General features: G+C 72.1%; 20 protein-coding genes. 10 read left to right on the top strand and 10 right to left on the bottom strand.

All coding sequences use genetic code 11. The features are described from left to right. The first annotated feature begins 96 nt into the window (after nucleotides 1-96). From ybaK to WG209_RS02725, 3 genes are all read left to right on the top strand, one after another. Nucleotides 97-582 (top strand): Cys-tRNA(Pro) deacylase, encoded by a 486-nt coding sequence (ybaK, locus tag WG209_RS02735; protein WP_337173465.1) that lies wholly within the window; start codon nucleotides 97-99, stop codon nucleotides 580-582. Nucleotides 583-746: 164 nt separating this feature from the next. Continuing rightward, nucleotides 747-3,707: a PSD1 and planctomycete cytochrome C domain-containing protein gene (locus tag WG209_RS02730; protein ID WP_337173464.1), complete on the top strand. Its 2,961-nt coding sequence runs from the start codon at nucleotides 747-749 to the stop codon at nucleotides 3,705-3,707. Nucleotides 3,708-3,728: 21 nt separating this feature from the next. Continuing rightward, nucleotides 3,729-5,135 carry a DUF1501 domain-containing protein gene (locus WG209_RS02725; protein ID WP_337173463.1) on the top strand — a complete coding sequence of 469 codons (1,407 nt, stop codon included), beginning with the start codon at nucleotides 3,729-3,731 and terminating at the stop codon, nucleotides 5,133-5,135. A gap of 491 nt (nucleotides 5,136-5,626) precedes the next feature. On the opposite strand, the gene gluQRS is transcribed toward WG209_RS02725, so the two are convergent. Next, on the bottom strand, nucleotides 5,627-6,640 hold the full coding sequence (gene gluQRS / locus WG209_RS02720; RefSeq protein WP_337173462.1) for a tRNA glutamyl-Q(34) synthetase GluQRS: 1,014 nt from the start codon (nucleotides 6,638-6,640) through the stop codon (nucleotides 5,627-5,629). 141 nt (nucleotides 6,641-6,781) lie between these two features. On the opposite strand from gluQRS, the gene prfB reads away from it, so the two are divergent. Both prfB and WG209_RS02710 read left to right on the top strand, forming a co-directional pair. Then, nucleotides 6,782-7,904 (top strand): peptide chain release factor 2 gene (gene prfB / locus WG209_RS02715; RefSeq protein WP_337173461.1). Its coding sequence is split into 2 segments (ribosomal slippage): nucleotides 6,782-6,850 and nucleotides 6,852-7,904, totalling 1,122 coding nucleotides; the frame shifts between segments, so codons are not numbered across the junction. A 31-nt stretch (nucleotides 7,905-7,935) separates the two neighbouring features. Further along, entirely contained in the window at nucleotides 7,936-8,556 is a 621-nt protein-coding gene (locus WG209_RS02710) for a hypothetical protein (protein WP_337173460.1), read from the top strand. Here WG209_RS02710 and WG209_RS02705 read toward each other — a convergent pair. The 5 genes from WG209_RS02705 to WG209_RS02685 form a co-directional block, all read right to left on the bottom strand. Continuing rightward, the gene (locus tag WG209_RS02705) at nucleotides 8,514-10,427 is read right to left on the bottom strand and encodes a DUF6798 domain-containing protein (protein WP_337173459.1); all 1,914 of its coding nucleotides are present in this window, start codon (nucleotides 10,425-10,427) and stop codon (nucleotides 8,514-8,516) included. The genes WG209_RS02710 and WG209_RS02705 overlap by 43 nt on opposite strands. A gap of 87 nt (nucleotides 10,428-10,514) precedes the next feature. Beyond that, complete coding sequence (locus tag WG209_RS02700) at nucleotides 10,515-11,273, bottom strand: CvpA family protein (RefSeq protein WP_337173458.1); 759 nt, start codon at nucleotides 11,271-11,273, stop codon at nucleotides 10,515-10,517. A 166-nt stretch (nucleotides 11,274-11,439) separates the two neighbouring features. Further along, complete coding sequence (locus WG209_RS02695) at nucleotides 11,440-12,273, bottom strand: sugar phosphate isomerase/epimerase family protein (protein ID WP_337173457.1); 834 nt, start codon at nucleotides 12,271-12,273, stop codon at nucleotides 11,440-11,442. 5 nt (nucleotides 12,274-12,278) lie between these two features. Further along, complete coding sequence (locus WG209_RS02690) at nucleotides 12,279-13,487, bottom strand: HRDC domain-containing protein (RefSeq protein ID WP_337173456.1); 1,209 nt, start codon at nucleotides 13,485-13,487, stop codon at nucleotides 12,279-12,281. After that, nucleotides 13,480-14,265 carry an alpha/beta fold hydrolase gene (locus WG209_RS02685; protein ID WP_337173455.1) on the bottom strand — a complete coding sequence of 262 codons (786 nt, stop codon included), beginning with the start codon at nucleotides 14,263-14,265 and terminating at the stop codon, nucleotides 13,480-13,482. Before WG209_RS02685 ends, WG209_RS02690 begins: the two co-directional genes overlap by 8 nt. A gap of 167 nt (nucleotides 14,266-14,432) precedes the next feature. On the opposite strand from WG209_RS02685, the gene WG209_RS02680 reads away from it, so the two are divergent. From WG209_RS02680 to WG209_RS02660, 5 genes are all read left to right on the top strand, one after another. Continuing rightward, complete coding sequence (locus tag WG209_RS02680; protein ID WP_337173454.1) at nucleotides 14,433-14,738, top strand: hypothetical protein; 306 nt, start codon at nucleotides 14,433-14,435, stop codon at nucleotides 14,736-14,738. 100 nt (nucleotides 14,739-14,838) lie between these two features. Next, nucleotides 14,839-15,162, top strand: a complete 324-nt coding sequence (locus WG209_RS02675; protein WP_337173453.1) for a tetratricopeptide repeat protein — start codon at nucleotides 14,839-14,841, stop codon at nucleotides 15,160-15,162. A gap of 28 nt (nucleotides 15,163-15,190) precedes the next feature. Continuing rightward, nucleotides 15,191-16,492, top strand: a complete 1,302-nt coding sequence (locus tag WG209_RS02670; RefSeq protein ID WP_337173452.1) for an amidohydrolase — start codon at nucleotides 15,191-15,193, stop codon at nucleotides 16,490-16,492. Further along, nucleotides 16,489-17,613, top strand: a complete 1,125-nt coding sequence (locus WG209_RS02665) for a D-TA family PLP-dependent enzyme (protein WP_337173451.1) — start codon at nucleotides 16,489-16,491, stop codon at nucleotides 17,611-17,613. Before WG209_RS02670 ends, WG209_RS02665 begins: the two co-directional genes overlap by 4 nt. Before the next feature lie 121 nt (nucleotides 17,614-17,734). After that, nucleotides 17,735-19,039 carry an alpha/beta hydrolase gene (locus WG209_RS02660; protein ID WP_337173450.1) on the top strand — a complete coding sequence of 435 codons (1,305 nt, stop codon included), beginning with the start codon at nucleotides 17,735-17,737 and terminating at the stop codon, nucleotides 19,037-19,039. A gap of 9 nt (nucleotides 19,040-19,048) precedes the next feature. Here WG209_RS02660 and WG209_RS02655 read toward each other — a convergent pair whose 3' ends face one another. The 4 genes from WG209_RS02655 to WG209_RS02640 form a co-directional block, all read right to left on the bottom strand. After that, nucleotides 19,049-19,801, bottom strand: a complete 753-nt coding sequence (locus WG209_RS02655; RefSeq protein ID WP_337173449.1) for a DUF72 domain-containing protein — start codon at nucleotides 19,799-19,801, stop codon at nucleotides 19,049-19,051. Between the two features lie 83 nt (nucleotides 19,802-19,884). Then, nucleotides 19,885-21,525, bottom strand: a complete 1,641-nt coding sequence (locus WG209_RS02650; RefSeq protein WP_337173448.1) for a PPC domain-containing protein — start codon at nucleotides 21,523-21,525, stop codon at nucleotides 19,885-19,887. Beyond that, nucleotides 21,522-22,844: a DUF1501 domain-containing protein gene (locus WG209_RS02645; RefSeq protein WP_337173447.1), complete on the bottom strand. Its 1,323-nt coding sequence runs from the start codon at nucleotides 22,842-22,844 to the stop codon at nucleotides 21,522-21,524. The genes WG209_RS02650 and WG209_RS02645 overlap by 4 nt, the downstream gene beginning before the upstream one ends. A gap of 60 nt (nucleotides 22,845-22,904) precedes the next feature. After that, nucleotides 22,905-25,088 carry a DUF1549 and DUF1553 domain-containing protein gene (locus WG209_RS02640; RefSeq protein ID WP_337173446.1) on the bottom strand — a complete coding sequence of 728 codons (2,184 nt, stop codon included), beginning with the start codon at nucleotides 25,086-25,088 and terminating at the stop codon, nucleotides 22,905-22,907. Between the last annotated feature and the right edge of the window lie 132 nt (nucleotides 25,089-25,220).

Raw genomic sequence — 25,220 nt, 5'->3', positions numbered from 1 at the left:
GCGTGCCACCGATTCCGCGATTGGCCGCGTCCCCCCCGCCCGGGTATCCTCGCGGCTTCCGACCGCGACGATTACGACGGATGGAGGGCCCGATCGGTGGCCATCGCCAAGACCAACGCCGTGCGACTGCTGGACCGTCTGGGGATACCCTACGAACTCCGCGACTACGATGTGGACCCCGACGACCTCGTCGCCGAGTCGGTCGCCCGAAAGATCGGCCTGCCGCCGGAGCAGGTCTTCAAGACCCTGGTGGCCCGCGGCGACAAGCGCGGCGTCTGCCTGGCCGTCGTCCCCGCCGACTGCGAGTTGGACCTCAAGGCGCTCGCGAAGGCCACCGGCGACAAGAAGATCGACACCGTCTCGCTCAAGGAGGTCGAGCCCCTCACCGGCTACATCCGCGGCGGGGTCACGGCCATGGCGTGCAAGAAGACCTATCCCGTCTTCCTGGAGGAGACGGCCGAGCTGTTCGACGTAATATCCGTCTCCGCCGGCATCCGCGGCGTCCAGATCCTCCTCGCCCCCGCCGACTACATCCGGGCCGTCGCCGCCACGATCGCGCCCATCGCCAAGCCCAAGGCGTGACCGATCGACGCCGACGCCCCGCCGCATCCCGGATGCGGCCGTGATCTCGGCCGCGTGATCGTCGATCCGCCCCGGATCGGAGTGGCGAGGTGCCCTCCCGCCCCGTAGGATTTTTGTTGTGCAAGCTGGCGGGCGGACGATCGGCACACCCTCGGGGCGGGCGCATGATGTGGGGACGACGCCTTCGGGCGGCCTTGGGATGGACGGCCTGGCTGGCCCTGGCGACGGTCGCCTTCGGGGACGAGCCCGCCGATCCGGCGGCCGTGGAGTTCTTCGAGCGGAGCGTCCGGCCGATCCTGGTCGAGCGCTGCGTGAGCTGCCACGGCCCGGAGAAGGCGAAGGGGGGGCTGCGCCTCGACTCCCGCGCCGGGGCGCTGGCCGGCGGCGACAGCGGCCCGGCCGTGGAGCCCGGCGACGTCGACGCCAGCATGCTTGCCGAGGCCATCCGCCATGATGGCGACGTGCGCATGCCGCCCAGGTCGAAGCTCGATCAGCCCGAGATCGACATCCTGACGGCGTGGATCGCCCGCGGGGCGCCGTGGGGCCCGGAGCCGGAAAGGCCCGCCGCGTCGCCGAAGGGGGGCGCGTTCGAGGACTCCGAAGAGTTCGCCCGCCGCGCGCGGTCCTGGAGCTTCCAGCCGATCCGGGAGGTCGAGCCCCCGGCCGTGGGCGGCGACTGGCCGCGCGGGGCGATCGACCGCTTCCTGCTGGCGGCGATGGCCGAGAAGGGTCTGGAGCCGTCCCCGGAGGCCGACCGCCGCACCCTGATCCGCCGCCTGTCGTTCGACCTCGTCGGCCTGCCGCCGACGCCGGCGGAAGTCGCCGAGTTCCTGGCCGACGACGCCCCCGACGCCTACGACCGCCTCGTCGAGCGGCTCCTCGCCAGCCCCCATTACGGCGAGCGCTGGGGGCGGCACTGGCTGGACCTCGTCCGCTTCGCCGAGACCTCCGGACACGAGTTCGACTACGACATCGTCAACGCCTGGCGCTACCGCGACTACGTCGTCCGCGCCCTCAACGCCGACCTCCCCTACGACCAGTTCGTCGTGGAGCACCTGGCCGGCGACCTCCTCCCGGAGCCCCGTCGGAACCCGGCGGACGGCTCCAACGAGTCCATCCAGGGGACCGGCTTCTTCTGGCTGGGGGAGGGCGTCCATTCGCCCCTGGACCTCCGCGACGAGGGCGCGCGCCGGGTCGACAACCAGATCGACGTCGTCTCCAAGACGTTCCTCGGCCTGACGGTCGCCTGCGCCCGGTGCCACGACCACAAGTTCGACCCCATCGGCGCCCGCGACTACTACGCCCTCGCCGGGTTCATGCGGAGCACGCGCATCCAGCAGGCGTTCCTCGACTCGGACGTCCGCATCGCCCCGATCGTCGCCGAGCTGGAGGAGCGCAAGGCCGCGCTCGCGGCGATGCTCGCCGAGGCGGCGCCGAAGCTCCCCGCGCCTCGCCGGGCCGAGGTCGAGGCGCTCCTGAGCGCTCCCGAGGCCGGGGCGGGCGAGGCTCGCCCGGCGCCCGAGGATCTGGCAGCCTGGCGCCTCTCCGGCGACGCATTCCGGGCGCGGCCGACGGTCCCCTTCCGGGTCGAGCCCTCCCGCCTCGTCGCCGCGCCGGCGGGTTCGCCGGGCAGCGGCTGGATCTCCGACCGGCTCCAGGGGGTCGCAAGGTCGCCCACGTTCACCATCGCGGGGAGTCGTCTGCACGTCCTGGCCGGCGGGGCCGGCGGGCGGCTCAACGTCGTCATCGACGGATTCGAGAAGATCCGAGGGCCGATCTACGACGGCCTGACCGTCGCGGTAAACCATCCCGACGCGCCGCGCTGGATCACGATCGACGTCGCCGCGTGGGTCGGCCACCGCGCGTACCTGGAGGCCTGCGACGGCGCGACGCCCGACTTCGGCGGGTCCGTCGCGACCCTCGTGGATGGGAGGGGTTGGATCAACCTTCACGCCGTCCGGCTCGGCGACGGCCCGGCCCCGCCGGCGGTCGAGGTCCCGACGGCGGTCGCGGTCGATCCGGCCGACCTCGTCCGGGAGATCGCGGCGGTGGATTCGCCCCTGGCCGCGCGGATCGCCGCGGCGCTGGAGGAGCATCGCGAGATCGAAGCCCGCATCCCCGACCCGGCGCTCGCCCCCGCGGCCCTCGACGGCGACGGCGAGGATGAATTCCTCATGGTCCGCGGCAGCCCGAGGACGCTGGGCGATGCCGTCCCTCGCCGGCTGCTCGCGATCCTCGGCGGCGGCGGCCCGGCGCCGGACGCCCCCGGCAGCGGGAGGCTGGAGCTGGCCCGCGCCATGGTGGACGTCCGCGCGAATCCCCTCATCGCCCGCGTCCTGGTCAACCGGCTCTGGCGGCATCACTTCGGCGAGGGCCTGGCGAGTTCGGTCGACGACTTCGGGGCGATGGGCCGCGAGCCCTCGCACCCGGAGCTGCTCGACTGGCTCGCCTCGGAGTTCGTCCGCGGGGGCTGGTCGCTGAAGGCGATGCACCGGCTGATGGTCGGCTCGTCCGCGTATCGGATGGTCGCCCGCGCCACGCCGGACGCCGACCGCGCCGACCCTACCAACGCCCTGCTGCACCGGTCCAACGTCCGCCGGCTGGAGGCCGAGGCCGTGCGAGACGCGCTCCTGGCCGTCTCCGGCCGCCTGGATCGTCGCGCCGGCGGGCCGAGCGTCCCGCCGCACCTCTCGCCGTACATGGAAGGCCGCGGGCGGCCCGGCCGGAGCGGCCCGCTCGACGGCGACGGCCGCCGCGGCCTGTACCTCCAGGTCCGGCGCAACTTCCTGAACCCGCTGTTCCTGGTCTTCGACGCCCCGGTCCCGGCCGCGACGACGGGCCGGCGCCACGCCACCAACGTCCCCGCGCAGGCGCTCGCCCTGCTGAACGACCCGCTGACGGTCGAGCTGGCCGGGGCGTGGGCCGCGCGCGTCCTGTCCGAGGTGTCCGACGACGCCGCGCGCGTCGAGCGGCTGTACCAGGAGGCGTTCGCCCGGCCGCCGACCGCCGACGAGTCGGCCCGATGCCTCGCCTTCCTGGCGGACCGGCCCGCGGGCGCGGAGGGGGCGTGGGCCGAGCTGGCCCACGCGCTGTTCAACGTCAAGGAATTCGTGTACGTCGACTGACCGCCGCGAACGGGGCCCGCCATGCATCGCCGAAGCTTCTCCACTCCGATCGACCGCCGCGGCATGCTCGCCCGCTGCGCCAACGGCTTCGGCGCGGTGGCCCTCTCGGCCCTGCTGCGCGACCGGGCCTTCGCCGCCGATCCGTCCGCCGCCGGGACGCACCACCCGGCGATGGCGACGAGCGTCATCTTCCTGTACATGGACGGCGGCCCGTCGCAGATGGACACCTTCGACCCCAAGCCCAGGCTCGACCGCGAGCACGGCAGGCCGATCGGGGTGAAGACGGCGCCGACCCAATTCAACGACGTGGGCGCCGTGCTCAAGAGCCCCTGGAAGTTCCGCCGATACGGCGAGTGCGGCGCCCCGGTCTCAGACCTTTTCCCGAACGTGGCGCGGCACGTCGACGAGATGGCCATCATCCGGTCGATGACCTCGGAGTTCTCCGAGCACACCACGGCCAACTATTTCCTGCACACCGGCAGCGGGCTCCAGGGCCGGCCCAGCCACGGGGCCTGGACGACCTACGGCCTGGGGAGCGAGTCGCGGGACCTCCCAGGCTTCGTCGTCCTGAGCGGCGGCCTGATCCCGCCGGGGGGGATGGACTGCTTCAGCAACGGCTTCCTCCCGGCCGCGTTCCAGGGGTCGGTCTTTCGGCCATCGGCGGAGGCCGTCGCCAACATCCGGCCGGCGGAGTCCGCGCCCGGCGGCCAGCTCCGCAAGCTCGACCTGATCCGCGACCTCGACCGCGGCGTCGCCGACCGCATGGGCCGCCCCGACGCGCTGGAGGCGGCCATCGCCAACTATGAGCTGGCGTTCCGGATGCAGGCGTCCGTGCCGGGCCTGATGGACCTGGACGGCGAATCGCCCGCCACGAAGAAGCTGTACGGCCTGGACGACGAGTACGAGCCGACGCGGATCTTCGCCCGCGAATGCCTGGCCGCCCGGCGACTGGTCGAGCGCGGGGTGCGGTTCGTGGAGGTCCTCTGCCCGTCCGTCGGCCATGACCGCTGGGACCAGCACTCCGACCTGAAGGGGGGCCACGAGCGGAACGCCCGCGCCGTCGACCGGCCCATCGCCGGGCTACTGACGGACCTGAAGGGACGCGGGCTGCTGGATTCCACGCTGGTCTTCTGGGGGGGCGAGTTCGGCCGGACGCCCATGGCCCAGGGGAAGGACGGCCGCGACCACAACCCCTTCGGCTTCACGGTCTGGCTGGCCGGCGGCGGCGTCAAGGGGGGCGTGACCCACGGCGAGACCGACGACTACGGCTACCACGCCGTCGTCGACAAGGTGGAGATGTACGACCTCCACGCCACGATGCTCCACCTCCTTGGCCTGGACCACGAGCGGCTGACCTACCGCTTCGGCGGACGCGACATGCGCCTCACCGACGTCCACGGCGAAGTGGTCACCCCCATCCTGGCCTGAGACCGCGCCCCGCCCGTCTCCGGTTCCATTCCGTCCGTCCTCGGCCGTGTTTCATCGCAAACTCCTCCCTCCGCGCAATCCGTATACACCGTCACAATGGGGGTATCGCGCGTTCGACCGGAGAGCGGCCGATGGGGACGATCGAAACGGCGGGACTGGTCGATCAAGCGGCTTGCTCGACCCTCACCAACGTCCCCGCGCGGGGTCGGCCCCAGGGACGCCGGCCGTCTCCCTGGCGTCCGACCGTTCGGGCATCGGGCGGTTACCGCTCGGCGCGACAGCAGGCCGATTTGAAAGCGTCCCCCGTCTCGCCGGGAGAGGGCGGCCGCGCGGCGGCTGACGACTTCCTGGGTCTGGTGGCGGCCATCCAACCCGCCCGCCTCGTCGCGGCCCCGCGTCGAGCGACACCTCGCGAAACGCGATCGATTTCGACGAACGAAGCCAACTTTCAGGCGGCTGAAACCGACGCTAGAATTCGCCACTACAACGCTTTACGACTTGCCTCCCGCGTCGGGCGCGACGACGAACGAACCCAAACGGAGCCAGGCTTCCGGGTCGGCCGTCCAGGGCTCGCGGGGGAGCCGGGCGAGGTCGAACGCGTCGATCCAGTCGGCGGGGGCGGAGTCGATCGACTCGTCGGCGAGGCCGCACGAACGCGCCAGGAGGCCGACGAGCCGGCGCGGGTCGAGGCCCCGCTCGCGCAGGGTCGCCAGCTTGATCGAGCCGTCGCGCTTCGCCAGTCGCCGGCCGTCCGGGCCGAGCACCAGCGGGACGTGGCCGAAGCGCGGCGGCGTCCAGCCGAGTGCCCGGTACAGCAAGATCTGTCGCGGCGTGCTGGGGACCAGGTCGTCCCCCCGGATCACGCGGTCCACCCCCATCAGGGCGTCGTCCACCACCACCGCGAGCTGATACGAAGGGCCGAGCCCGTTGCGTCCCACCAGGAAATCGCCCCCCAGCCGCGCGGGGTCGAGCGACCTCGGCCCCAGCACCAGGTCGTCCCAAACGACCGGGCCGTCGGGCACGCGGAACCGCCAGGCGAAGGGCCGGTCGCCCAGCGCCTCGGCGTCGGCCGCCGAGCGCCCGGCGCAGGTGCCGGGGTAGGTCGGGCCCTCGTCCTCGGCGTGGGGCGCGGAGGCGGCGCGCTCGATCTCGGCGCGGGTGCAGACGCAGGGATAGACCAGCTCGGCCGCCTTCAATCGCGCGAGGGCCTCGTCGTGAATCGCCCGCCGCTGGGACTGGACGTAGGGCCCGCGCGGGCCGCCGACGTCCGGGCCCTCGTCCCAGTCCAGGCCGAGCCAGGCGAGATCCACGAGCGCCGCGGCGGTCGCCTCGGGGCGGGCGCGGGCGGCGTCGAGATCCTCGATCCGCATCGCGATCGGCCCCCGCTCGCGGCGCGACGCCAGCCACGCGATCAGGAAGGTGCGGGCGTGGCCGAAGTGCAGGCCCCCCGTCGGCGACGGGGCCAGCCGGCCGCAACCGGCTCGGATATCTTGCCGAGGCTCCAAGTCCGTCCCCTCCGGGCCCCGCGCCGGGCCCGACTGGCCTGGTGGCGGGCCGCGCGTTCGGTTCTAATGGGCATGAGTTTAGTATCCCGACGCGCGGGACGGCCAGGCCGGATCGCGCCCGACATCGAACGGAGCATCGCCGTGGACGCCGAGCTGAAGCGAGCCGCCAGGAACGTGATCGACCGGATCATCCATCTGCGAGACTCTCTTTGACTTGGGCGAAAAGCAGTCCCGCCGCGACACGCTCCAGTCCGAGATGGAAGGTCCGTCGTTCTGGAACGACCAGGATAAGGCCAAGGCGACCATCGCCGAGCTGAAGACGCTCAACGGCGTCCTCAAGCCGTTCGAGGACCTGGTCAAGCAGGCCGACGACCTGGCCGCCTCGATCGAGCTGGCCGAGGAGATGGAGACCGACGAGTTCGACGACGACGTCCGCGCCGCCGCCGACAAGGCGAGCAAGGACTTCGCCGCCTTCGAGCTCCAGTCCATGCTCAGCGGCCCCAACGACCACTGCAACGCCTTCCTCACCGTCCACGCCGGCGCCGGCGGCACCGAGGCCTGCGACTGGGCCGAGATGCTCCTGCGCATGTACATGATGTGGGCCGAGGGGCGCGGCTTCAAGGTCCAGATCACCGACCGCGAGGAAGGGGGCGCGGCGGGCATCGCCGAGGCCACCATCCAGATCACCGGGCCCTACGTCTACGGCAACCTCCGCGGCGAGACCGGCGTCCACCGCCTCGTCCGGATCAGCCCGTTCGACTCCAACGCCCGGCGACAGACCTCGTTCGCCTCCGTCGACGTCATCCCCGAGGTCGACGACACGATCGACATCGTCCTGAAGGACGACGAGCTGAAGCGCGACGTCTTCCGCGCCGGCGGCCCCGGCGGGCAGCACCAGAACAAGACCGAGTCGGCCGTGCGCTACACGCACCTCCCGACCGGCGTCGCCGCCGAATCCCGCGGCGAACGCTCGCAGCACAAGAACGACGCCATCGCGCTGGCCGCCCTCAAGGCCAAGCTCATCCGCATGGAGGAGGAGAAGCGCGAGGCCGAGTATGCCAAGAAGTACGACGAGAAGGGCGAGGTCTCCTTCGGGAGCCAGATCCGCTCGTACGTCCTCCAGCCCTATCAGCTCGTCAAGGACTCGCGAACCGGCCACGAGGTGGGCAACCCCCGCGCCGTCCTCGACGGCGACCTCGACGGCTTCATCGAGACCTACCTCCGCGCGAAGCTGGCCAAGGGCGCCGAGCTGAGCAAGCAGTAACGCCGCCATATATAAAAGAAGGGCCGACGGGATGCCGGGTGCCTCGTGGGAGTTGTCGGAGGGGGACGAGTTGGTGACGATCCGGACGCGCGCCGTCCGGGTCGACCTCCGTCGAGTCGCCGATCGATGGATACACGAGGTCGGCCCGGCCGACGGCCCCCCCTGGCTGGCTACGGTCGAGAACCCGCCGGACGCCGACGACCCTTCCCAGGTCGTCAGCCCGGTCTACCAGGAAGTCCAGCACCACTCGTTCGACGACGACGATCGTCGCGTCCGGCTGCTGCTCACCGGGCTGCTGCACAAGCACCATTTCTCGGCCGTGCTGACCATTGAGGTGGACGACTCGGGGGCCACGATCGTCGACCTGGACGTCGCCGATCGCTGCCGCGACGCCGTATCGCGACTGGCCGCCACCTACGAGGTCCGGCTCGCCCCCGGCGAGCTGGAAGACGCGACCCCGGAAGTCGCGACGTGGTCGCTCGGGGACGCCTCGCTGACGATGGCCGCGATCGGCGGCACCGGCCTGGCGACCACCGCCAAGGGCCCGCGCTCCATGCTGGCGCAGGCCGTGGCGGTCATCTCGCCCGGCACCTTCACCCACCGCCTGCGCTATCGCTGGACCTGGGCGACCCGTCCCGGCATCACTCGGTAGACCGCGAGTTCCCCCTCCGCGTGCAGCCGCGCCAGCGGACCGCCGGAGGCCTCGTCTCGATCGGCCCCCGCCACCACGTACTCCGCCCCCTGGCGACCCGCGAGCGCCGCGAGTTGGGCGTCGGTCATGGCGTCGTACCGCCCCTCCAACCGATGCCGCCCCTCGTGGTACGCGCGGACCAGTCCTTCCGGCGGGCCCTCGAATGCGACGTGGTCGCGGAACCGCTCGTACCAGTCGCCCAACCCCCGCGCGTGGTACGGGCTCCCCGCGCGGTTGAAGGCCCAACTTCGCCGCGACCAGAGGCGGAGCCCCTTCGGCCCCGGCGGCCCGATGAACCGGGCGTCGGCCGGCGTGTTCTCTCGGCACCACTCCCCCAGCCGCTCGTCATCCGTCGCCGCGACCGGCGCGAACCGCCACCGCGACGCTAGCTCCGCCGCCGCCGGGTGGGAGGTCGGCGCCAACCCGGCGATCAGCCCGGCCGCCGGCCCCCCCCACGCCGCGACGAGCGCGATCCGGTACAGCCGCCGCCTCCCGATGGCGGGGTAGCCGAATGGAACCCGACCGGCGGCGAGCCCCATCGCCATCCCGGCGACGGCCGCGCCTAGGAACGCCCAATGCCCGCGCTCCGTGTCGTGGCGGGAGAGGAACGCCGCGGCCCAGATCAGCATTCCGACGAAGGCCGCGTCGCGGATCCGGCCGCGGACCCTCGCCGACTCCATCGCGGTGAGCACCACTTCCATCGCCGCGACGACCGCGAACGTCCAGTCGCCGGTGCAAGCGACGACCACCAGCAGCGCCCGCGCGCGGTCGACGATCCCTCCACGCCGCCATAGCCCGACGACGTGCCCGCTCGCGACAACAAGGCAGAGCCCGCGGGCGAGCGTCGCCACGCGGAACGGCTGGAAGACCGTCGCGCCGACATGCTCGACGATTTCCACCGCCACCCACGACCCGGCCAGCCAGGCCAGCGCCACGCCGAGCATCGACAGCAACCGCCGTCGCGGCGAGGCCGCCGCCTCGGGCCGCGGCCACGCCATCGCCACGCCCGCCAGCAAGAGGTACGCCCCGGCCGCCAGCCATTGAGGCTTCCGCCACAGGTGGGGCAGCATGTGCTGCGGGCTCTGGAGTTCGACGGTCAGCAGCCGGAAGGTCTCCGGGGGCAGGCCCTCTCGCAGGTTCCCGAACGGGGCCAGGTTCACCAGCAGCCCCGGCGCGATCGCCAAGCCCATCGCGGCGATCGCCCCGACCGCCAGCCGCCGCGATGCCCCGTCCAGGATCGCCCACGCGAGCCACGCCCCGGAGAAGACCATCGCCAGTTGCAGCCCCATCGACGGATGGATCCACGCCGCCAGCCCGAGCAGCGCGGCCGACCGCCGCCAACCGCGCCGGGGATCCTCGACCACCTCCGCCGCGGCGACCCACCCCAGCGCCAGCGCCAGCAAACGGTCGAGGAGCATGGCCTCGAACAGGTGGTTCGTCCCGATGTTCCCGGCCTTCGCCGCCATGAACATGACGACCGCCGTCCACCCGATCGCCCCGGCTCGCTCGCCCCAGAACGCCGAGGCCAGTCGATGCACCCCGCGGACGGTGAGGGCGAACGTCAGCGCGAACATCCCCGCGAGCGTGGCGGGCAGGCCGATCGCCAGCGTCAGCGCCCCCAGGAGTTGCAGCGACCCGCGATGGGGGTTGAAGTCGTCGAAGCACCGGACGAACGGGTCGTCGGCGAAGACCGCGGGGTCGAGCCGATGCAGGAGGATCGGCAGCCGATGGGCTTGATCGCCGTCGAGGCTGTGGTAGCCCTTGATCGTCAGATAGGCGCCAAGGGCCAGGAAGACGAGGCGCCATGGGGGCGTCCCGCGCGGTCGATCCATTGCGTCGTCCATGACCTTCCCCGAACCGCGATCGGCCCGCCTTCCCGGCGTGCTCAACCCGGGATGTTAGCCCGACCGGGCGAGGGGTCAACGCCAGTCGGGCTCGGGCCCACGGTCGCGGCGGGCGTCTCGCTCGGCCTTGAACCGTTCGAGGTCCGCGAGGATCTCGGGGTCGAAGTCGGTCGCGGCGGGGGGCTCCGGGAGTTCCAGACGCGGGATGGGGCGCGGGGATTCGGGGTCGCGGGCCTCGGCGACCTGGCCGTCGGCCTCGCTCGCCACGGGGCCCTCGGTCGGCTTGCTCAGGCCATTGCGGCGGATATGGTCGACGAACCGACGCACCGGGACCGACTCCCAGATTTTCGGCGCGGGATCGTATTCTCGGTTCCATTCCAGGGCCTTGGAGCCGTCGGCCATGTCGCCGACCCAGCCGATCCGATCCCGAAGTTCGCCGGCGTACTTCTGGAACGCCGCCAGCAGGAACACCGCCACGAGCGCCCCCTTCCCGGCGCCCAGGATGAGGCCGGCGAATCGGTCGTCGCGCCGGGCTTCCGCCTTGCCGGAGGGGTCTGGCCGGCGGGCGAGCCTGACGAGCAGCGTGGTCGTCCCGACGATCACCACGTATGCCGCCGCGGCCGAGGTCCACCAGAGGATCCGATCCATCAACGCCGGATCGACCTTCGGGAGACGCTCCAGGACATACGGCCGCGCCTGGTCTCGCACCGGGCTGGCGAGATAGAAGCACGCCACGAACCCCGCGATGCGGATCGCCTGGCCGACGAACCCCCGCAGCCAACCGCGGATCGCGGCGATCAGGATGACCGCCCCCAGCGCGAGGTCCAGCCCCATCTCCCCCTCCTCCCGAACCGGAAACGGCGAGATCGCCCGATGAGCTATTCGCCGCCGGCGGCCGGTTCTTGATCCCCGATGAAACTCGATGGCCGTATCGGCTGTCATCGGCCCGGCCGCCGCGAGGCTTGAGGGAATCCGGGGAGGAAGCGGGATCGGGGTCGGCTCAGTAGCCCTGGGCCTTGAGGTGGGCCACGCTGCGGGCGATCCGACGCTGGCGTTCCTCCAGGCCGGGCTCGGGCTCGCCGCCGATCCCCTCGATCTCGATCGTGTAGGCGCCTCGGTAGCCGACGCCGTCGAGGATCGAGCGGACACGCCCGAAGTCGACCGCGCCGCCGTCGCCGACGGCGGGGAAGTACCAGTCTTCCAGCCCGCCCCGGTTGTCCTTGACGTGCACGTTGCGGACCAGGTGCTTGACCCGCTCCAACTCGTCGCAGGGGTCGACGCCCTCGTTGTAGTAGGCGATGTTCCCGGTGTCGAAGTTGAGCAGGACGTGGGGGTGGTCGACCTCGCCCATCAGGGCGAGCATGGCGTCGGCGTTCTGGGTCGGGCCCTTGTGGGTCTCCAGCGCGAGCGTCACGCCGACGTTCGCGGCGACGTCGCCCAGCCGTCGCAGGGCCTTCACGACCGTCGCGCGCTGGTCGGCGTCGGCGGGCTGTCCGGCGCCGGTGACGCAGATCGGGACGTTGAACCAGCGAGCGGCGAAGCGGATCCGGCGCTCGGTCAGGGCGACGCCGTCCTCGGTGCGGATGTCGGCCCCGCCGACGTTGCAGCCGCTGACCTTCACCTCGTGGCGGTCCAGCAGGTCGACGAACGCCTGGGCGGTGGCGTCGTCGGCCTTCTCGGTGACGACGGCCGACTCGGGGATGACCAGGCCGCCGAAGTCGTGCCCGCGCAGGGCCAGCTCCAGGTGGTGGATGCCGGCGTCGCGGATCATCTCGACGGCCGCGCGCACGCCGGCGGCGCCGTAGCAGTTGGTGAAGCAGCTCAGAGTGTGCATAACTTTCAGGATCCCTCTCCGTCCCGGATCGGCTCCAGCGCCACCGGGAATTCGCTCTCCGGGTCGACCACGCGCAGGGCCGTCCGGCCGTCCAGCACGTCCAGCAGGAGCTTGCCGCACAGCTCGGCCCGCCAGCCCTCGGCCAGCGCAGGGAGGTGGCCGTCGGGCCGCCCCTCGAGCCGCCAGCGGATCAGGCTCCGGAGGTCGGCGTTGCTGGCGACGAGCGAGCCCGCCACCTGGTTCTCCAGGCAGCACTGCGCCAGCGCGGCGGCCAGCAGGTTCGCGACCGTCGAGGCCCCCGGGGCGTCGTCGGGCCGGCTTGCCGGCTCGGGCAGCCGGTCCTCGGGGACGGCGCGGGCGGCCGCCACGGCCGCCAGGATGTCGTCGGCCCGCTGGAGCAGGCCGGGGCGGTTGAAGTCGCGCAGGGCTTCCAGGTCGCGGCGGTTGGCCGGCATCCGCCGGGCGATGGCGGTCACGAGGTCGTCGCGCATGACCTGGCGCATCGGCCGATTCTGCCGACGCGCCTCGTTCTCGCGCCAGTCGGCCAGCCGGCGGGCGGCCTCCAGCGAGCGCCGATTGAGCTGGTTCAGGCCGGGCAGGCGTCGCCAGCGGTCCTGGTCGGCGCGCTGCTCGATCGTCTTGAGATAGTCCGCGAACTCGGCCTCGGCCCACGAGGCGCGGCCCATCCGGTCCAGCTCGCCCCGGAGCTTCTCCTCCATCGCCAGCAGGAATCGGACGTCGTCCAGCGCGTACTTGACCTGCGCCGAGGACAACGGCCGGCGGCGCCAGTCCGTCCGGGTCTCGCTGCCGGAGACCGTGGCGCGGAGGAGCTGATGGACGAGGTTCGTGTGCGACAGGGGGTAGCTGTAGCCGACCAGCCCGGCCGCGATCTGGACGTCGAAGACCCGCCGCGGGAGCCTGCCGGTCCTCAGGTGGCAGATCCGCATGTCCTCGCCGGAGGCGTGCATGACCACGTCGATCTCGGGGTCCAGGACGACTTCCCAGAACGGGTCGACGTCGCCCACGGCCAGCGGGTCGACGACGACCAGGCGTTTCGAGGTCGCCACCTGGATCAGGCAGAGGACCGGCTCGAAGGTGTCCTCGGAGACGAACTCGGTGTCGAAGCCGAGCCGCCGCTCCTCGCGGATGTGATCGACCAGCTCGCGGAGGCCGGCCGCGGTGGCGACGAGGCCCTCTTGTCTCGTGTCAGGCATCAAGGGGGAAGTCTCTCAGGAAGTCGAGGAGGGCGGAGTTGAAGGCGTCGGGGTTCTCGTAGGGCGCCAGGTGCCCCGCGGCGGGGACCACCACGAACCGGCACTCGCCCAGCGCGTCGGCGATGGCCTTCATCTCGTCGCGCGGCGAGATCGCGTCGTCCTCGCCGACCGCGACGAGGACCGGGCAGGAGATCTCCTTGAGGCGTTCGCGGCGATCGGGACGGCAGGCCATCCCGCGGAGCGCGCCGACGACGCCCGGCGGCGGGGTCCCCTCCATCGCGGCCTTCAGCGGCGGGACCAGCCCGGGCCGCTCGCGGAAGGTCGCCTGGGAGAAGAGGCGGGGGAGCATCCCCTCGACGACCGGGCCGACGTCGCCCGACCGCAGGACGGCCTGGGCCGTCTCCTCGCGCTTGGCGGCGGCCGCGGGCGTGTCGGCCGCCGCGCGGGTGTCGGCCAGGACCAGGGCGCCCACCCGCGACTGGTGGTTCAGGGCCATGGAGAGCGCGACGTATCCGCCCATCGACAGCCCGCCGACCACCACCGGGCCCTCGACGCCCAGCTCGTCGAGCGTCGCCACGACCGCGTCGGCCATCTCGTCCATCGTATAGACGCCATCCGGCGCGGGCGACTCGCCGTGCCCCGGGAGGTCCGGCGCGATGACCCGGTGATTCGGCGCGAGCGCCCGGATCTGGGCGTCCCACATCGCGCGGTTCAGCGGGAACCCGTGCAGCAGGACCACGACCGGCCCGCTCCCCACGTCGCTGAATGCCAATCGCATGGCGCCACCCCTTTCGGTCGAGTCGTCCCCCCGTCACGCCCGCCATTCTAGTGTGCCGCCGGCCCGAACGCGAGTAGCCAAGCCCGCCCGCGCTTGATCTCCGCGGGGCGGGCGGGGAGAATCATCGACGACGCCCCCCGAACCCCCTCCCACCGGACGCGACCACGATGGACCGACCGAAGCTGATCCCCCTCGACCGCCCCGAGCTGCCGCCGCTCCCGATCTCGGATCGGCTCCGTGGCCAGCTCGTCTACTTCGTGTCCGGCCCCGACGCCCCCGACCGGCCCGAGCTGGGCGAGAACGAATACTGGTTCGACCGCGACGAGGTCGCGAAGTGGCTCGACGACGGGGTCATCCACCTCGTCTCCCCGCTGGACTCCGACAACGCCACCGAGGTCGAGCTGTCCGAGGAGCAGGAAGACCTGCTCGCCTGGCTGTCCGAGAACAAGGTCCGCCACGCGCGGGTGGGGTAATCGCGGGCCCAGTGGCGGCCCCGCGGCGGCGAGCCTAGAATGGGTCCTTCGCCGCGGGCCGGCTCGCCCGCGTCCCCCAGTTCAAGCCAGGATCGCCCCGATGCCCACGCCGAACCAGCTCTACGACGAAGCCGTGAACCTCCGCGACCAGGGCGACAAGCCCGGCGCGATCGCGAAGCTGGAGGAGGCCGTCGCGGCCGACCCGAGGTTCGCCATCGGCCACGGGATGCTCGCCAGGCTCTACGTCGATCTCGGCGAGTCCGAGAAGGCCATCGCGCACGCCCAGAAGGTCGTGGAGCTGGAGCCGGAAGACGCGTTCAGCTACACGGCGCTCTCGGTCATCTACGTCCGCTGCGGCCGGATCGCCGAGGCCGAGCACGCCAAGGCGATGTCGTGGAACAAGCAGCACGGCATCGAGGACTGATCCGACCCCCAACGACCGGAGCCCGACCATGCGCCGAGCCTTGATCCTCGCGGCCTTCCTGGCGTCGGCCGCCTCGGCCCGCGCCGAGGGGCCGAAGCTGGACGCCCATCGCGACGAGCTGCTGAAGCTCTACACCGACCTGCACCGTGCGCCCGAGCTGTCGATGCGGGAGGAGAAGACCGCCGCCCGCATGGCCGACGAGCTGCGCAAGGCCGGCGCCGAGGTCACGACGGGCGTCGGCCAACTCGGCGTCGTCGGCGTGATGGAGAACGGCGCCGGGCCCGTCGTCCTGGTCCGCGCCGACATGGACGGGCTGCCGGTCACGGAGGAGACGGGGCTCCCCTACGCGAGCAAGGCCAAGGCGGTCGACCCCCAGGGGCGCGAAGTCGGCGTGATGCACGCCTGCGGCCACGACGTCCACATGACCACGCTCGTCGGCGTCGCGAACTGGCTGGCCGATCACAAGGACCGCTGGAGCGGCACGGTCGTCCTGATCGCCCAGCCGGCCGAGGAGCGCATCGCCGGGGCCCGCGCCATGCTGGACGACGGGCTCTACGAGCGTTTCCCGAAGCCCAACTTCGCGCTGGCCCTCCACTGCATGGCCGATGGAGCCGTGGGCGACGTCCATTACCGGGCCGGGCCGATGCTCGCGAGTTCCACGGCGCTCGACGTGACGATCCGGGGCCGCGGCGGGCACGGCTCCATGCCGGACAAGACCATCGACCCGATCACCCTCGCCGCCTTGGTGGTGCTCGACATCCAGACGATCGTGAGCCGGGAGATCTCGCCGTTGGACCCGGCCGTGGTCACCGTCGGTTCGATCCACGGCGGCCTGAAGCACAACGTCATCCCCGACGAGGTGAAGCTGGAGCTGACGCTCCGCTCGTACAAGGACTCGGTCCGCCTCGCCCTGATCGAGGGGATCGAGCGCCGGGCCCGAGCGCTGTCGGAGGCTCACCGCGCCCCCGAGCCCACGGTCGAGGTGGTCGAGCACACCCCGGAGACCTCGAACGACCCTGAGCTGGTGGCCCGCGTGACCCCCATGCTGCGCGAGGCCCTCGGCGACGACCACGTCCACGAGGCCCAGCCCGTCATGGGGTCGGAGGACTTCGCCCTCTACGCCCGCGACGGCGTGCCGATCATGATGCTCTGGCTGGGGACCGTCCCCGCCGAGCGCATCCAGGCGGCGAAGGACGCCGGCGAGCCGCTCCCCGGCCTGCATTCCAACAAGTACTATCCCGAGCCGGAGGGGAGCATCGCCGTCGGCGTGAAGGCCATGACCGCCGCCGTCTCCGGCCTCCTCCCGCCGAACCGGCGGCCCCAGCCATGATCGATTCGCCGCCGTACCGTCTGGACGACCCCGACTCGATCCCCAGCCCGTCGCTGCTGGTCTTCCGCGACCTCGTCGCGGCGAACCTGGACGCCATGATCGGGCTGGCGCGGGGGGCCGATCGGCTCCGGCCGCACGCCAAGACCCACAAATCGGCCGACGTCATCCGCATGGGCCTTGCTCGGGGGATCACCAGGCACAAGTGCGCCACGATCGCCGAGGCCGAGATGCTCGCGCGGGCCGGCGCGACCGACGTGCTGCTCGCCTACCCGCTGGTCGGGCCGAACCTCGCCCGCTTCGCCTCGCTTTCGGCCGCCTTCCCCGATGTCGCCTTCCGCGCCGTGGTCGACGCCGCCGAGCACGTCCTGGGGCTGTCCGACGCCGCCGCGCAGCTCGACCGGCCCATCCCCACGCTGCTCGACCTGGACGTCGGCATGGGCCGGACCGGGATCGCGCCGGGGGACGCCGCGGCGCGGGTGTACGAGCGGATCGACCTGTCGCCGGGCCTGGTCCCCGACGGCATCCACGCCTACGACGGCCACCTGGGCATCGCGGACGTGGGCGAACGGACGGCCGCGGCGAGGGGCGTCGAGGAGGTCGTCGTGGGGTTCCGCGACCGCCTGGCGGGGTCGGGCCTGCCGGTCCCCCGCCTGGTGATGGGGGGGACGCCGACGTTCCCGATCCACGGCGCGTTCCGGGAGCCGGGCGTCGAATGCTCGCCGGGGACGGTCGTCTACCACGATTACAACTACGCGTCGCGGTTCCCCGACCTGCCGTTCACGCCGGCCGCGCTCCTCCTGACTCGCGTCGTCAGCCGGCCACGCGCCGGCCGCCTCTGCCTGGACCTGGGCCACAAGGCCGTCGCCGCCGACACGCCGCCGCCCGGCCTACGCGCGTGGCTCCCCGCGTTGCCGGACGCGAGGGTCGCCGGCCACAGCGAGGAGCACCTGTTCCTCGACGTCGCCGACGCCGAGCGCTTCCCCATCGGCGCGCCCCTGCTGGCGATCCCCGCCCACATCTGCCCCACCGTGGCCCTCCACCGCCGCGCCCTGGTCGTCGCCGGCGGCCACGTCGTGGACGAGTGGGAGACCACCGCGCGCGACCGTCGCCTGACGTTCTGAACCGCGGGCGCGACCCGTCGAGCCGGGCATGTGGTTTGCTAGACAGGCCGTGCCCCGGGGCCGAGCGGCGCGGCGGGTCGCCGCGCCTTCGACGCCCCCGGCATCGTCATCGGGTCGCGCCATGTTCTTCATGCCGTTCAACATCCTCGGGATGTGGTTCCGGGGCCTGCTCGCCGTCGCGATCCTGGCCGGCGGGGTCTACCTGCTGAATCGCTGGTACGACGACGCCCACGTCGTGGAGCGAATCCCCACCTCGCGCCGCGCCGACGGGGCGACGGTCGAGACCGTGGCGAATCGCCGCGTGTTCCGGTTCGACCCCGGCTGGAACCGGCCCACCCTGGAACTGGGTGCCGCCCTGGCCCTGCTGATCTGGGGGACCGCGGGCGGGGCGATCGGGCACGGCCTCTCCAGGCTGACGCTCAGGCGAGGCGCGCCGTCTGGCGCGACCGACGCCCGGGACGCTCGCGCTCGGGGCGGTGCCGCGACCATCGGCCCGGAGGCGGACGTCGATCCATCGGGCGATCGGACCGGCGAGAGCCACACGATCCGGCGCCCCGACGGCACCGAGCTACGCGTCGAGTGTCATGGCCGCCGAGACGCGCCCCCGATCGTCTTTTCCCACGGCTGGGGCGTCGACAGCACGGCGTGGTTCTACCAGAAGCGATACCTGGCCGAGCGGTTCCGCGTGATCATCTGGGACGAGCCGGGGCTGGGCCTCTCCACGCAGCCGGCCAATAAGGACTATCGGCTCGAGAAGTTCGCGGCCGACCTCGACGCCGTGCTCGCGCTCGCCGACGGCCGTCCCGCGGTGCTCGTCGGGCACAGCATCGGCGGCATGGCCACGCTGACCTACTGCAAGGAGCATCCCGAGGCGCTCGGCGCGCGGGTCGCCGGCGTGGTCCTCGTCCACACGACCTACACGAACCCCGTCCGCACGACCCAGATGGCCGCCCTGTACACGGCGCTCGAGGAGCCGGTGATCGTGCCGCTGCTATACCTGACCATCGGCCTGTGGCCGCTGGCCTGGGCGCTCAACTGGCTGAGCTACCTCAACGGCACCGTCCATCGGTCGACGCACAGGTCGTCGTTCGCGGGCGGCGAGACCCGCGGCCAGCTCGACTTCTTCGCCGAGTTCATGCCGCGCGCCCGGCCTGACGTCCTCGCCCGAGGGATGCTCGGGATGCTGGCGTACGACGCGACCGAGGCTCTCCCGCGGATCAACGTACCGACGCTGGTCGTCGTGGGAGACCTCGACACGACGACCAAGCCGGAGGCCGGCGAGTTCATCGCCGGGCAAGTCCCCGGGGGCAGGCTCGCCACGCTCTCCCCGGCCAGGCACCTGGGCCTGGTCGAGCACCACGGCGAGTTCGACCGGCTGCTGGCCGAGTTCGCCGAGGAATGCCAGCCGGCCGAGATCGAGGGTTAAGGCCCGCCGTCAGCCCGCGCCGAGCCGTTCGAGCACGTCGAGCGCGTTCCCCGGCGCGGCGAAGGCGGCGGTGTTGTCGAAGATGCACCACGCCTCGGCCGTCCGCGCGGCCTCCTCCAGCTTCCGCGCGACGGCCGCAAGGTACTCGGCCGGGTAGTCCGAATAGTAGACCTTCGGCGTGCCGTGAAGGCGGTAGTACACCAGGCCGTCCCATCCCCCCGGCTCCCCGGCAGTCGGCGCCACCGCCGGGTCGGCGGCCACTCGCGCGACGCGCCGCCGCGTCAGGAGTCGTTCCGGCTCCAGGCCGAACCACGTCGCGTGCCTGGGCTCCAGGGCGATGAGCCCGTCGAACCGATCCCGGAGCGAGCCGAGGAACCGATCGGCGACGTCCGACGCGAACGGCAGGCTCGGCGGGAGCTGGACGAGGATCGGCCCCAGCTTCTCGCCGAGTTGGCCGGCCTCCGCGAGGAACCTGTCGAGCACGTCGTCGGCGTCGATCAGGCGCCGTTCGTGGGTGGCGGCCCTCGGCGCCTTCACGGCGAACCGGAAGCCCTCCGGGACCGATTCGGCCCATTGCGCGTAGGTCTTCGGTTGATGAGGCCTGTAGAAGGACGAGTTGATCTCGACGGCGGGTAGGGTCGCGGCGTACCTCTCCAGATGCGTCCCCTCGGCGGGGAACCGCTCGGCGTGCTCCTTTGGGATCGACCAGCCGGCGACCCCGACCCGGACGGCGTGCCTCCCGGCTGGCTCTTTCCTCGTCACGTCGACACCCCCGTAGGCGGCCGGCCATCACACCCGTGCGAGGATTAGGCCCTCGCAAGGGGCGGGCCGATCGCCCCGGGGTTTCACTTCGGGGCGGGGAGGACCGTCAGCCAGGGCTGCTCCGTCTCGGCCCCGAAATCGGCGAGGTTGACCCGCGCGGGCCGATCCCGGCCGTCTCCCTCGACGGGTCGTCCGAAGACGCGGAAGGGGCCGGCGGGGGCGTTGGAGTCGGCCGCGGCGCGGATCTCCAGCGTCACGGACTTCGCCGAGTCGTCGCCGGACTTCGAGACGACCTTCGTCGCCTCCACGCCGGCGGGGAGTCCCTCGGCTCGGATCTCGATCTCCCCCGCGAATCCCTCGCGACGGTCGATCGTCACGGCGACCTTGGATTCCTTGCCGGGCGTCACCTCGAACTGGTCGGCGGCCAGCGTCAGCTCGAAGTCGGGCTCGGGCTTCGCCACGCTCAGGAGGTACGCGTAGCGCGGGCCGCCCCGTCCGTGGAGATCGCGGACGACCACGCGGTATTCTCCGTCGGCCTTGGGGGCGAACTTCAGCTCGGGATCCTTCGACGATCGCCGACGGTCGTCGGCCTCGGCCAGGGCCTTCCCCTCGGCGTCAAGGACCGCGACGACAGGGTCCAGCGGCAGGCCGAACTCGCGCGACTCCACGCGAAACACGCGCGTCTCCCCGTTCTTCAGGGCGATCCGGTAGATGTCGCGTTCGGCCGGAAGATCGAGTCGGCCGCTGACGGAGCCGAGATCCGCGAGCGGCTGGGGATGGTCGTCGGCCGCAACTTCGGCCTCGACGGCCGTAGGCCCCGCGACGCGACGGACCTCCGCGATCCCCGGCAGGGAAGGGTGGGCGAGGGCGACGCGACCGGGGTCGTCGCCGGCGGGCACGGCGAGCGCGGAGCCCGGGCCGGGCGCGGGGACGTTCGGCCCCACGGCGGCGACCTCCGCCGGGCCGCCGGCCGCGACGGCCAGCGGGAAGGCGTGGTCGACGAAGCCGCCGGTGGTGAGGGTGAGCCGATAGACGTAGGCGTCGCCGCCGGAGAAGCGGATGCTGCTATCCGGCGCGGCGGGGAAGGCGAACAGGCGGACGATGTAGGTCCCGTCGGAAGGGGCCTCGAACACGATCCGCGGGTCCATGCCGACGTCGTCGTCGTTCTGGGCCATGACGAAGCCGTCGGCCGAGACCACCTGGAGCACGCCGTCCATCGGCGAGCCGATCGGGCGGGCGGCCTGGAGGTCGGCCGTCAGGACGGCGCCCGCCTTCAGCTCGACCGCGAACCCGTCGACGTCGCCGTTCTTCGCCAGCCGGCCGTTGATCGTGACGCGGGGCTCCTCGACCTTCTGAGGCTTGCGCGGGTCGTCGTTGGGCTCGACCTCCGCGATCTCGCGGAGGACGCCCACGACGAACGGCCGCGAAGAGGACGCCCCGTCCTGGTCGAACACGCGGAACCAACGGACGCCGGGGAGGGCGTCCCCGGCGACGGCGATGGAGAGGACGCCCTTCTCCTCCGCCGGGGTGACGGTCAGGCCCTCGCCGTCCAGCCAGCATTTCGCCGGCCAGTGGTCGAAATTCCCGGAGAGCTTCACCGAGACGGTCTGGCCGCGCTCGGCCCCGGCGGGGAAGAGCGCGGTGATCGTCGGCGGCTTGGCCGCGCATGTCGAGGCGATGCCGAGGAGCACGGCGAGCGAGGCGGCGACACGGTGCCGCCTCATCCCATCAGCTCCCGGATCGGGGTCGGGTCGGAGACGATGAACGTGGGCCGCCCGGAGGGGGTGTGGAGGATCTTGGCCGGGTCGATGCCGAGCTTGTGGTAGATCGTGGAGACGAAGTTCTCCGGCGACAGGACGCGCTCGCTGGCGGCGAATCCGTAGGCGTCGGTCGCGCCGACGACCTGGCCGCCGGGCGTGCCGGCACCGGCCATCAGGACCGACATGGCGTTCGACCAGTGGTCGCGGCCGGCGTCCTTGTTGATCTTCGGCGTCCGGCCGAACTCGCCGAGCACGACGACCAGCGTGGAGTCCAGCAGCCCGCGACGGTCGAGGTCCTGGATGAGCGCGGCGATGGCCCCCTCGAAGCGGGGCATGCGCTTCTTGAAGCCGTCGAAGATGCCGACGTGGTGGTCCCAGCCCCCCTCGTTGAGGGTGACGAACGGGACGCCGGCCTCGACCAGGCGGCGGGCGAGCAGGCAGCGCTGGCCGAAGGAATTCCGGCCGTACATGTCGCGGACGCTGGGGTCTTCCTGCGAGACGTCGAAGGCGCGCTGGGCCTGGGGGGAGGCCATCAGCTCGTAGCCCTGGTGGTAGTACTCGTCGAGCGCCAGGGCGGGGTCGCCGGCGGCCTTGTCGGCGAACCGCTTGAAGTTGTCGAGCCGCTCGCGGAGGCCGCGGCGGTCGTCGACGCGATCAATCTCCAGGCCGCCCGGGGGGGCGACGTCGCGGACGCGGAAGCCGTTGGCGTTGGGATCGTCGGAGACGACGAACGGCGCGTATCGGGCGCCCAGGAAGTTCGGCCCGCCGGAGCGGGTCATGCTCGGCATGGAGAAGTACGACGGCAGGCCGTCGGGCGCCGAGCGCTCGTGCGCGGCGACGGAGCCCATGCTGGGGTGGAAGCTAACGAACGCGCCGCAGCCCACCGGGATGCGTGGCGGGGCACCGGTGATCATGTAATGATTCCCCGCCCCGTGGTTCCCCTGGTCGTGGCGGATCGACCGCACGATCGCCAGCTTGTCGGCGATGGCCGCCAGGCGCTCCATGTGCTCGGAGAACCGGATGCCGGGGATGGCCGTCTCGATCGCGCGGAACTCGCCGCGGACCTCGGCGGGGGCGTCGGGCTTGGGGTCGAAGGTCTCGTAGTGGCTGGGGCCGCCGTCCATCCAGACGAGGATGCAGCTCGCGGGCCTCGCCCCCGCCGGGGCGGCCACGCTCCGGGCCCGCAGGGCGTCGACCAGGCCGCCCCCCATCAGGGCGCCCAGGCCGAGCTTGAGGAAGTCGCGCCGGGAGGCGGTCGTCTGGCAGTTGCGGGGTGGGGTCATGGCTCTCGCTCTCGCCGAGGAGGGGGGGAGGAGGGGACGGCGCGCGGCGGGGCCGGCGGCTCAGTCCTTGAACACGAATTCGGGGGAGTTCAGCAGCGCCCACACCACGTCCTCGACGGCGGCGCGGCGGGGCTTGTCGGGCACCTGGAAGAGGGCCTCGGCGACCTCCCGCTCCTCGTCGGAGGGGAGGCGGGAGTAGGTGGCGAGGAACAGCTCCTCGACGATCGCCCGGGGCGTCGCGTCGCCCTTCGCCAGCGCGGCGACGCGGCCCTCGTCGGACGTCAGCTTCTGGTTCACGCCCGGCGCGTTCATCAGGTGGAGCGCCTGCACGACGGCCGTGTCGGTGGTCCGTTCGCAGGGGGGATCCTGGTTCGCGTCGGGACGCCCGAAGGTGTCCAGGAACAGCGAGGGGATGCGGTTGGTCCAGGTCGAGACGGCCCGGCTCCCCGGCGGCGAGGCGTCGAACGAGTCCGGCACGCCGGTCACGTCGCTGACGGCGTCCAGCAGCGTCTCCGCTCGCAGCCGCTGCCGATAATGCCGCGAGAAGTTCCGCGCGTCGGCGACGTTCCTCTCGTTGGGCTCGGACTCGAGCGCGTAGACGCTTGACGCCATGATCGCGCGGAGCAGGTGCTTCACGTCGTAGCCGTGGTCTCGGAAGTCGGCGGCCAGGGCTTCCAGCAGGGGGGCGTTGCTGGGCGGGTTGGTCGCCCGGATGTCGTCGACGGGGTCGACGATGCCGACGCCCATCAGGTCGCCCCAGACGCGGTTGGCCATCACCTCGGCGAAGTAGCGGTTTTCCGGCGCGGTCATCCAGCGGGCGAGCGCCTCGCGCGGGTCGGCGTCGGGGTCGTCCGGAATCGGGGCCTCGCCGAAGAGGGGCTTGGCCGCCAGCTCCGCCTCGGTCTGCGGGTGCTTGAGGGACCCGGACTTGGCGGTGAAGACGACCTCCTCGCTGCCGGAGATCGGCGGGGAGAGACCGGTCCCCTTCCGGCCGACGCGGGTGAAGAACGCCGAGAACTCGTAGAACTGCTCCTGGCTCCACGACTCGAACGGGTGGTGGTGGCACTTGGCGCAGTCGAGCCGGATGCCGAGGAACAGTTGCCCGACCACGGGCGCGATCTCGATCGGGTCGCGGTGGTCGCGGAAGATGGTGGCGGGACCCTGCTCGAAGGTGCTCCCCTGGGCCGTGACGATCCGGCGGACGAACTCGTCGTAGGGGAGGTTGTCGCGGAAGGCCTGGCGGATCCAGCCGTCCAGGTTGAAGACCGCCTTGATCCCCACGCGGTAGGGGTTGGGCCGCAGCAGGTCCATCCACTTCGTCGCCCAGTGGTCGGCGTACTCCGGGCGTTCGAGGAGCCTGTCGACCAGCCGGGCCCGCTTGTCCGGCGAGGTGTCGTCGAGGAACGCTCGGGCCTCCTCGGGCGTGGGGAGGCGGCCGATGACGTCCAGATGGGCGCGGCGGAGGAACGTGGCGTCCCCGGCGACGGCCGACGGCGTCAGCCCCAGCTTCTTCCACTTGGCCACCGCCAGGTCGTCGATGAAGTTCGCGCGGGGGAACGCGGCGTATTCGGCCTCGTCGACATCCCCTTCGAGAGGGATGAAGACGTCGCAGTTGGCGAAGAGGCCCTCGTAGCGGGCCGAGATGGTGGCCTCGCCGGCGAGCTTGCCCGCGCGGACGCGGCCTTCCTCGTCGACGGCCACGGTCGTCGACTCGCTGGAGCCGTAGGTCGAAAGCTCCGTCACGTCCTCGCTCGACCCGTCGGAGAAATGGGCCGTTACGCGGAGTTCGAACGCCTCGTCGGGCTTCAGCGCGCGCTCGGTCGGCTCGACGCTCACCCGGGCGAGCTTGGGGGCGTCGGCCGGGGTGCGCGGGAGGCCGTCGGCGATCCAGCGGCGGATGGTCTCGTAAAACGGGCCGTCGGGGTCCAGCCGTTGCCCGCCGCCGTGGGGGACGGTCGCCGCCCCTTTCTGGAGCAGGAGGCTCTGTTCCGGCGCCGGGCGGTGGACGCGCCGGCCTCCCTCCTCGCGAGCGATGGCGATATGATCGAACGTCGGGTCGAAGCCCTGGAGCGAGAGCCGAAACCCGTTCTGCCCGCTCGCCTTGCCGTGGCACGCCCCGGCATTGCAGCCGGCCCGCGTGAGGATCGGCTGGACGTCCCGCTCGAACGTGACGGTCGGCGACGGCTCGGCCGCCCCCGCCGTCCCCGCGAGGATCGCGACGAGGCCCAGGATCATCGGACGCATCTCATCTTCCCGGCTCGCGACAGATCGAGTCCTTCATCCGTCCGGTTGTAACCCATTGCTGGCCCCGCTTCAACAATTATTCGACAGCGGCGCCGCCTCCAAACAACATCGGCGCGACGACCACGGGGGCCG

This window comes from Paludisphaera sp., from assembly GCF_037189885.1.
In the GTDB taxonomy this organism is placed as follows: domain Bacteria; phylum Planctomycetota; class Planctomycetia; order Isosphaerales; family Isosphaeraceae; genus Paludisphaera.
This window is presented reverse-complemented; position numbering and strand designations above follow the sequence as displayed.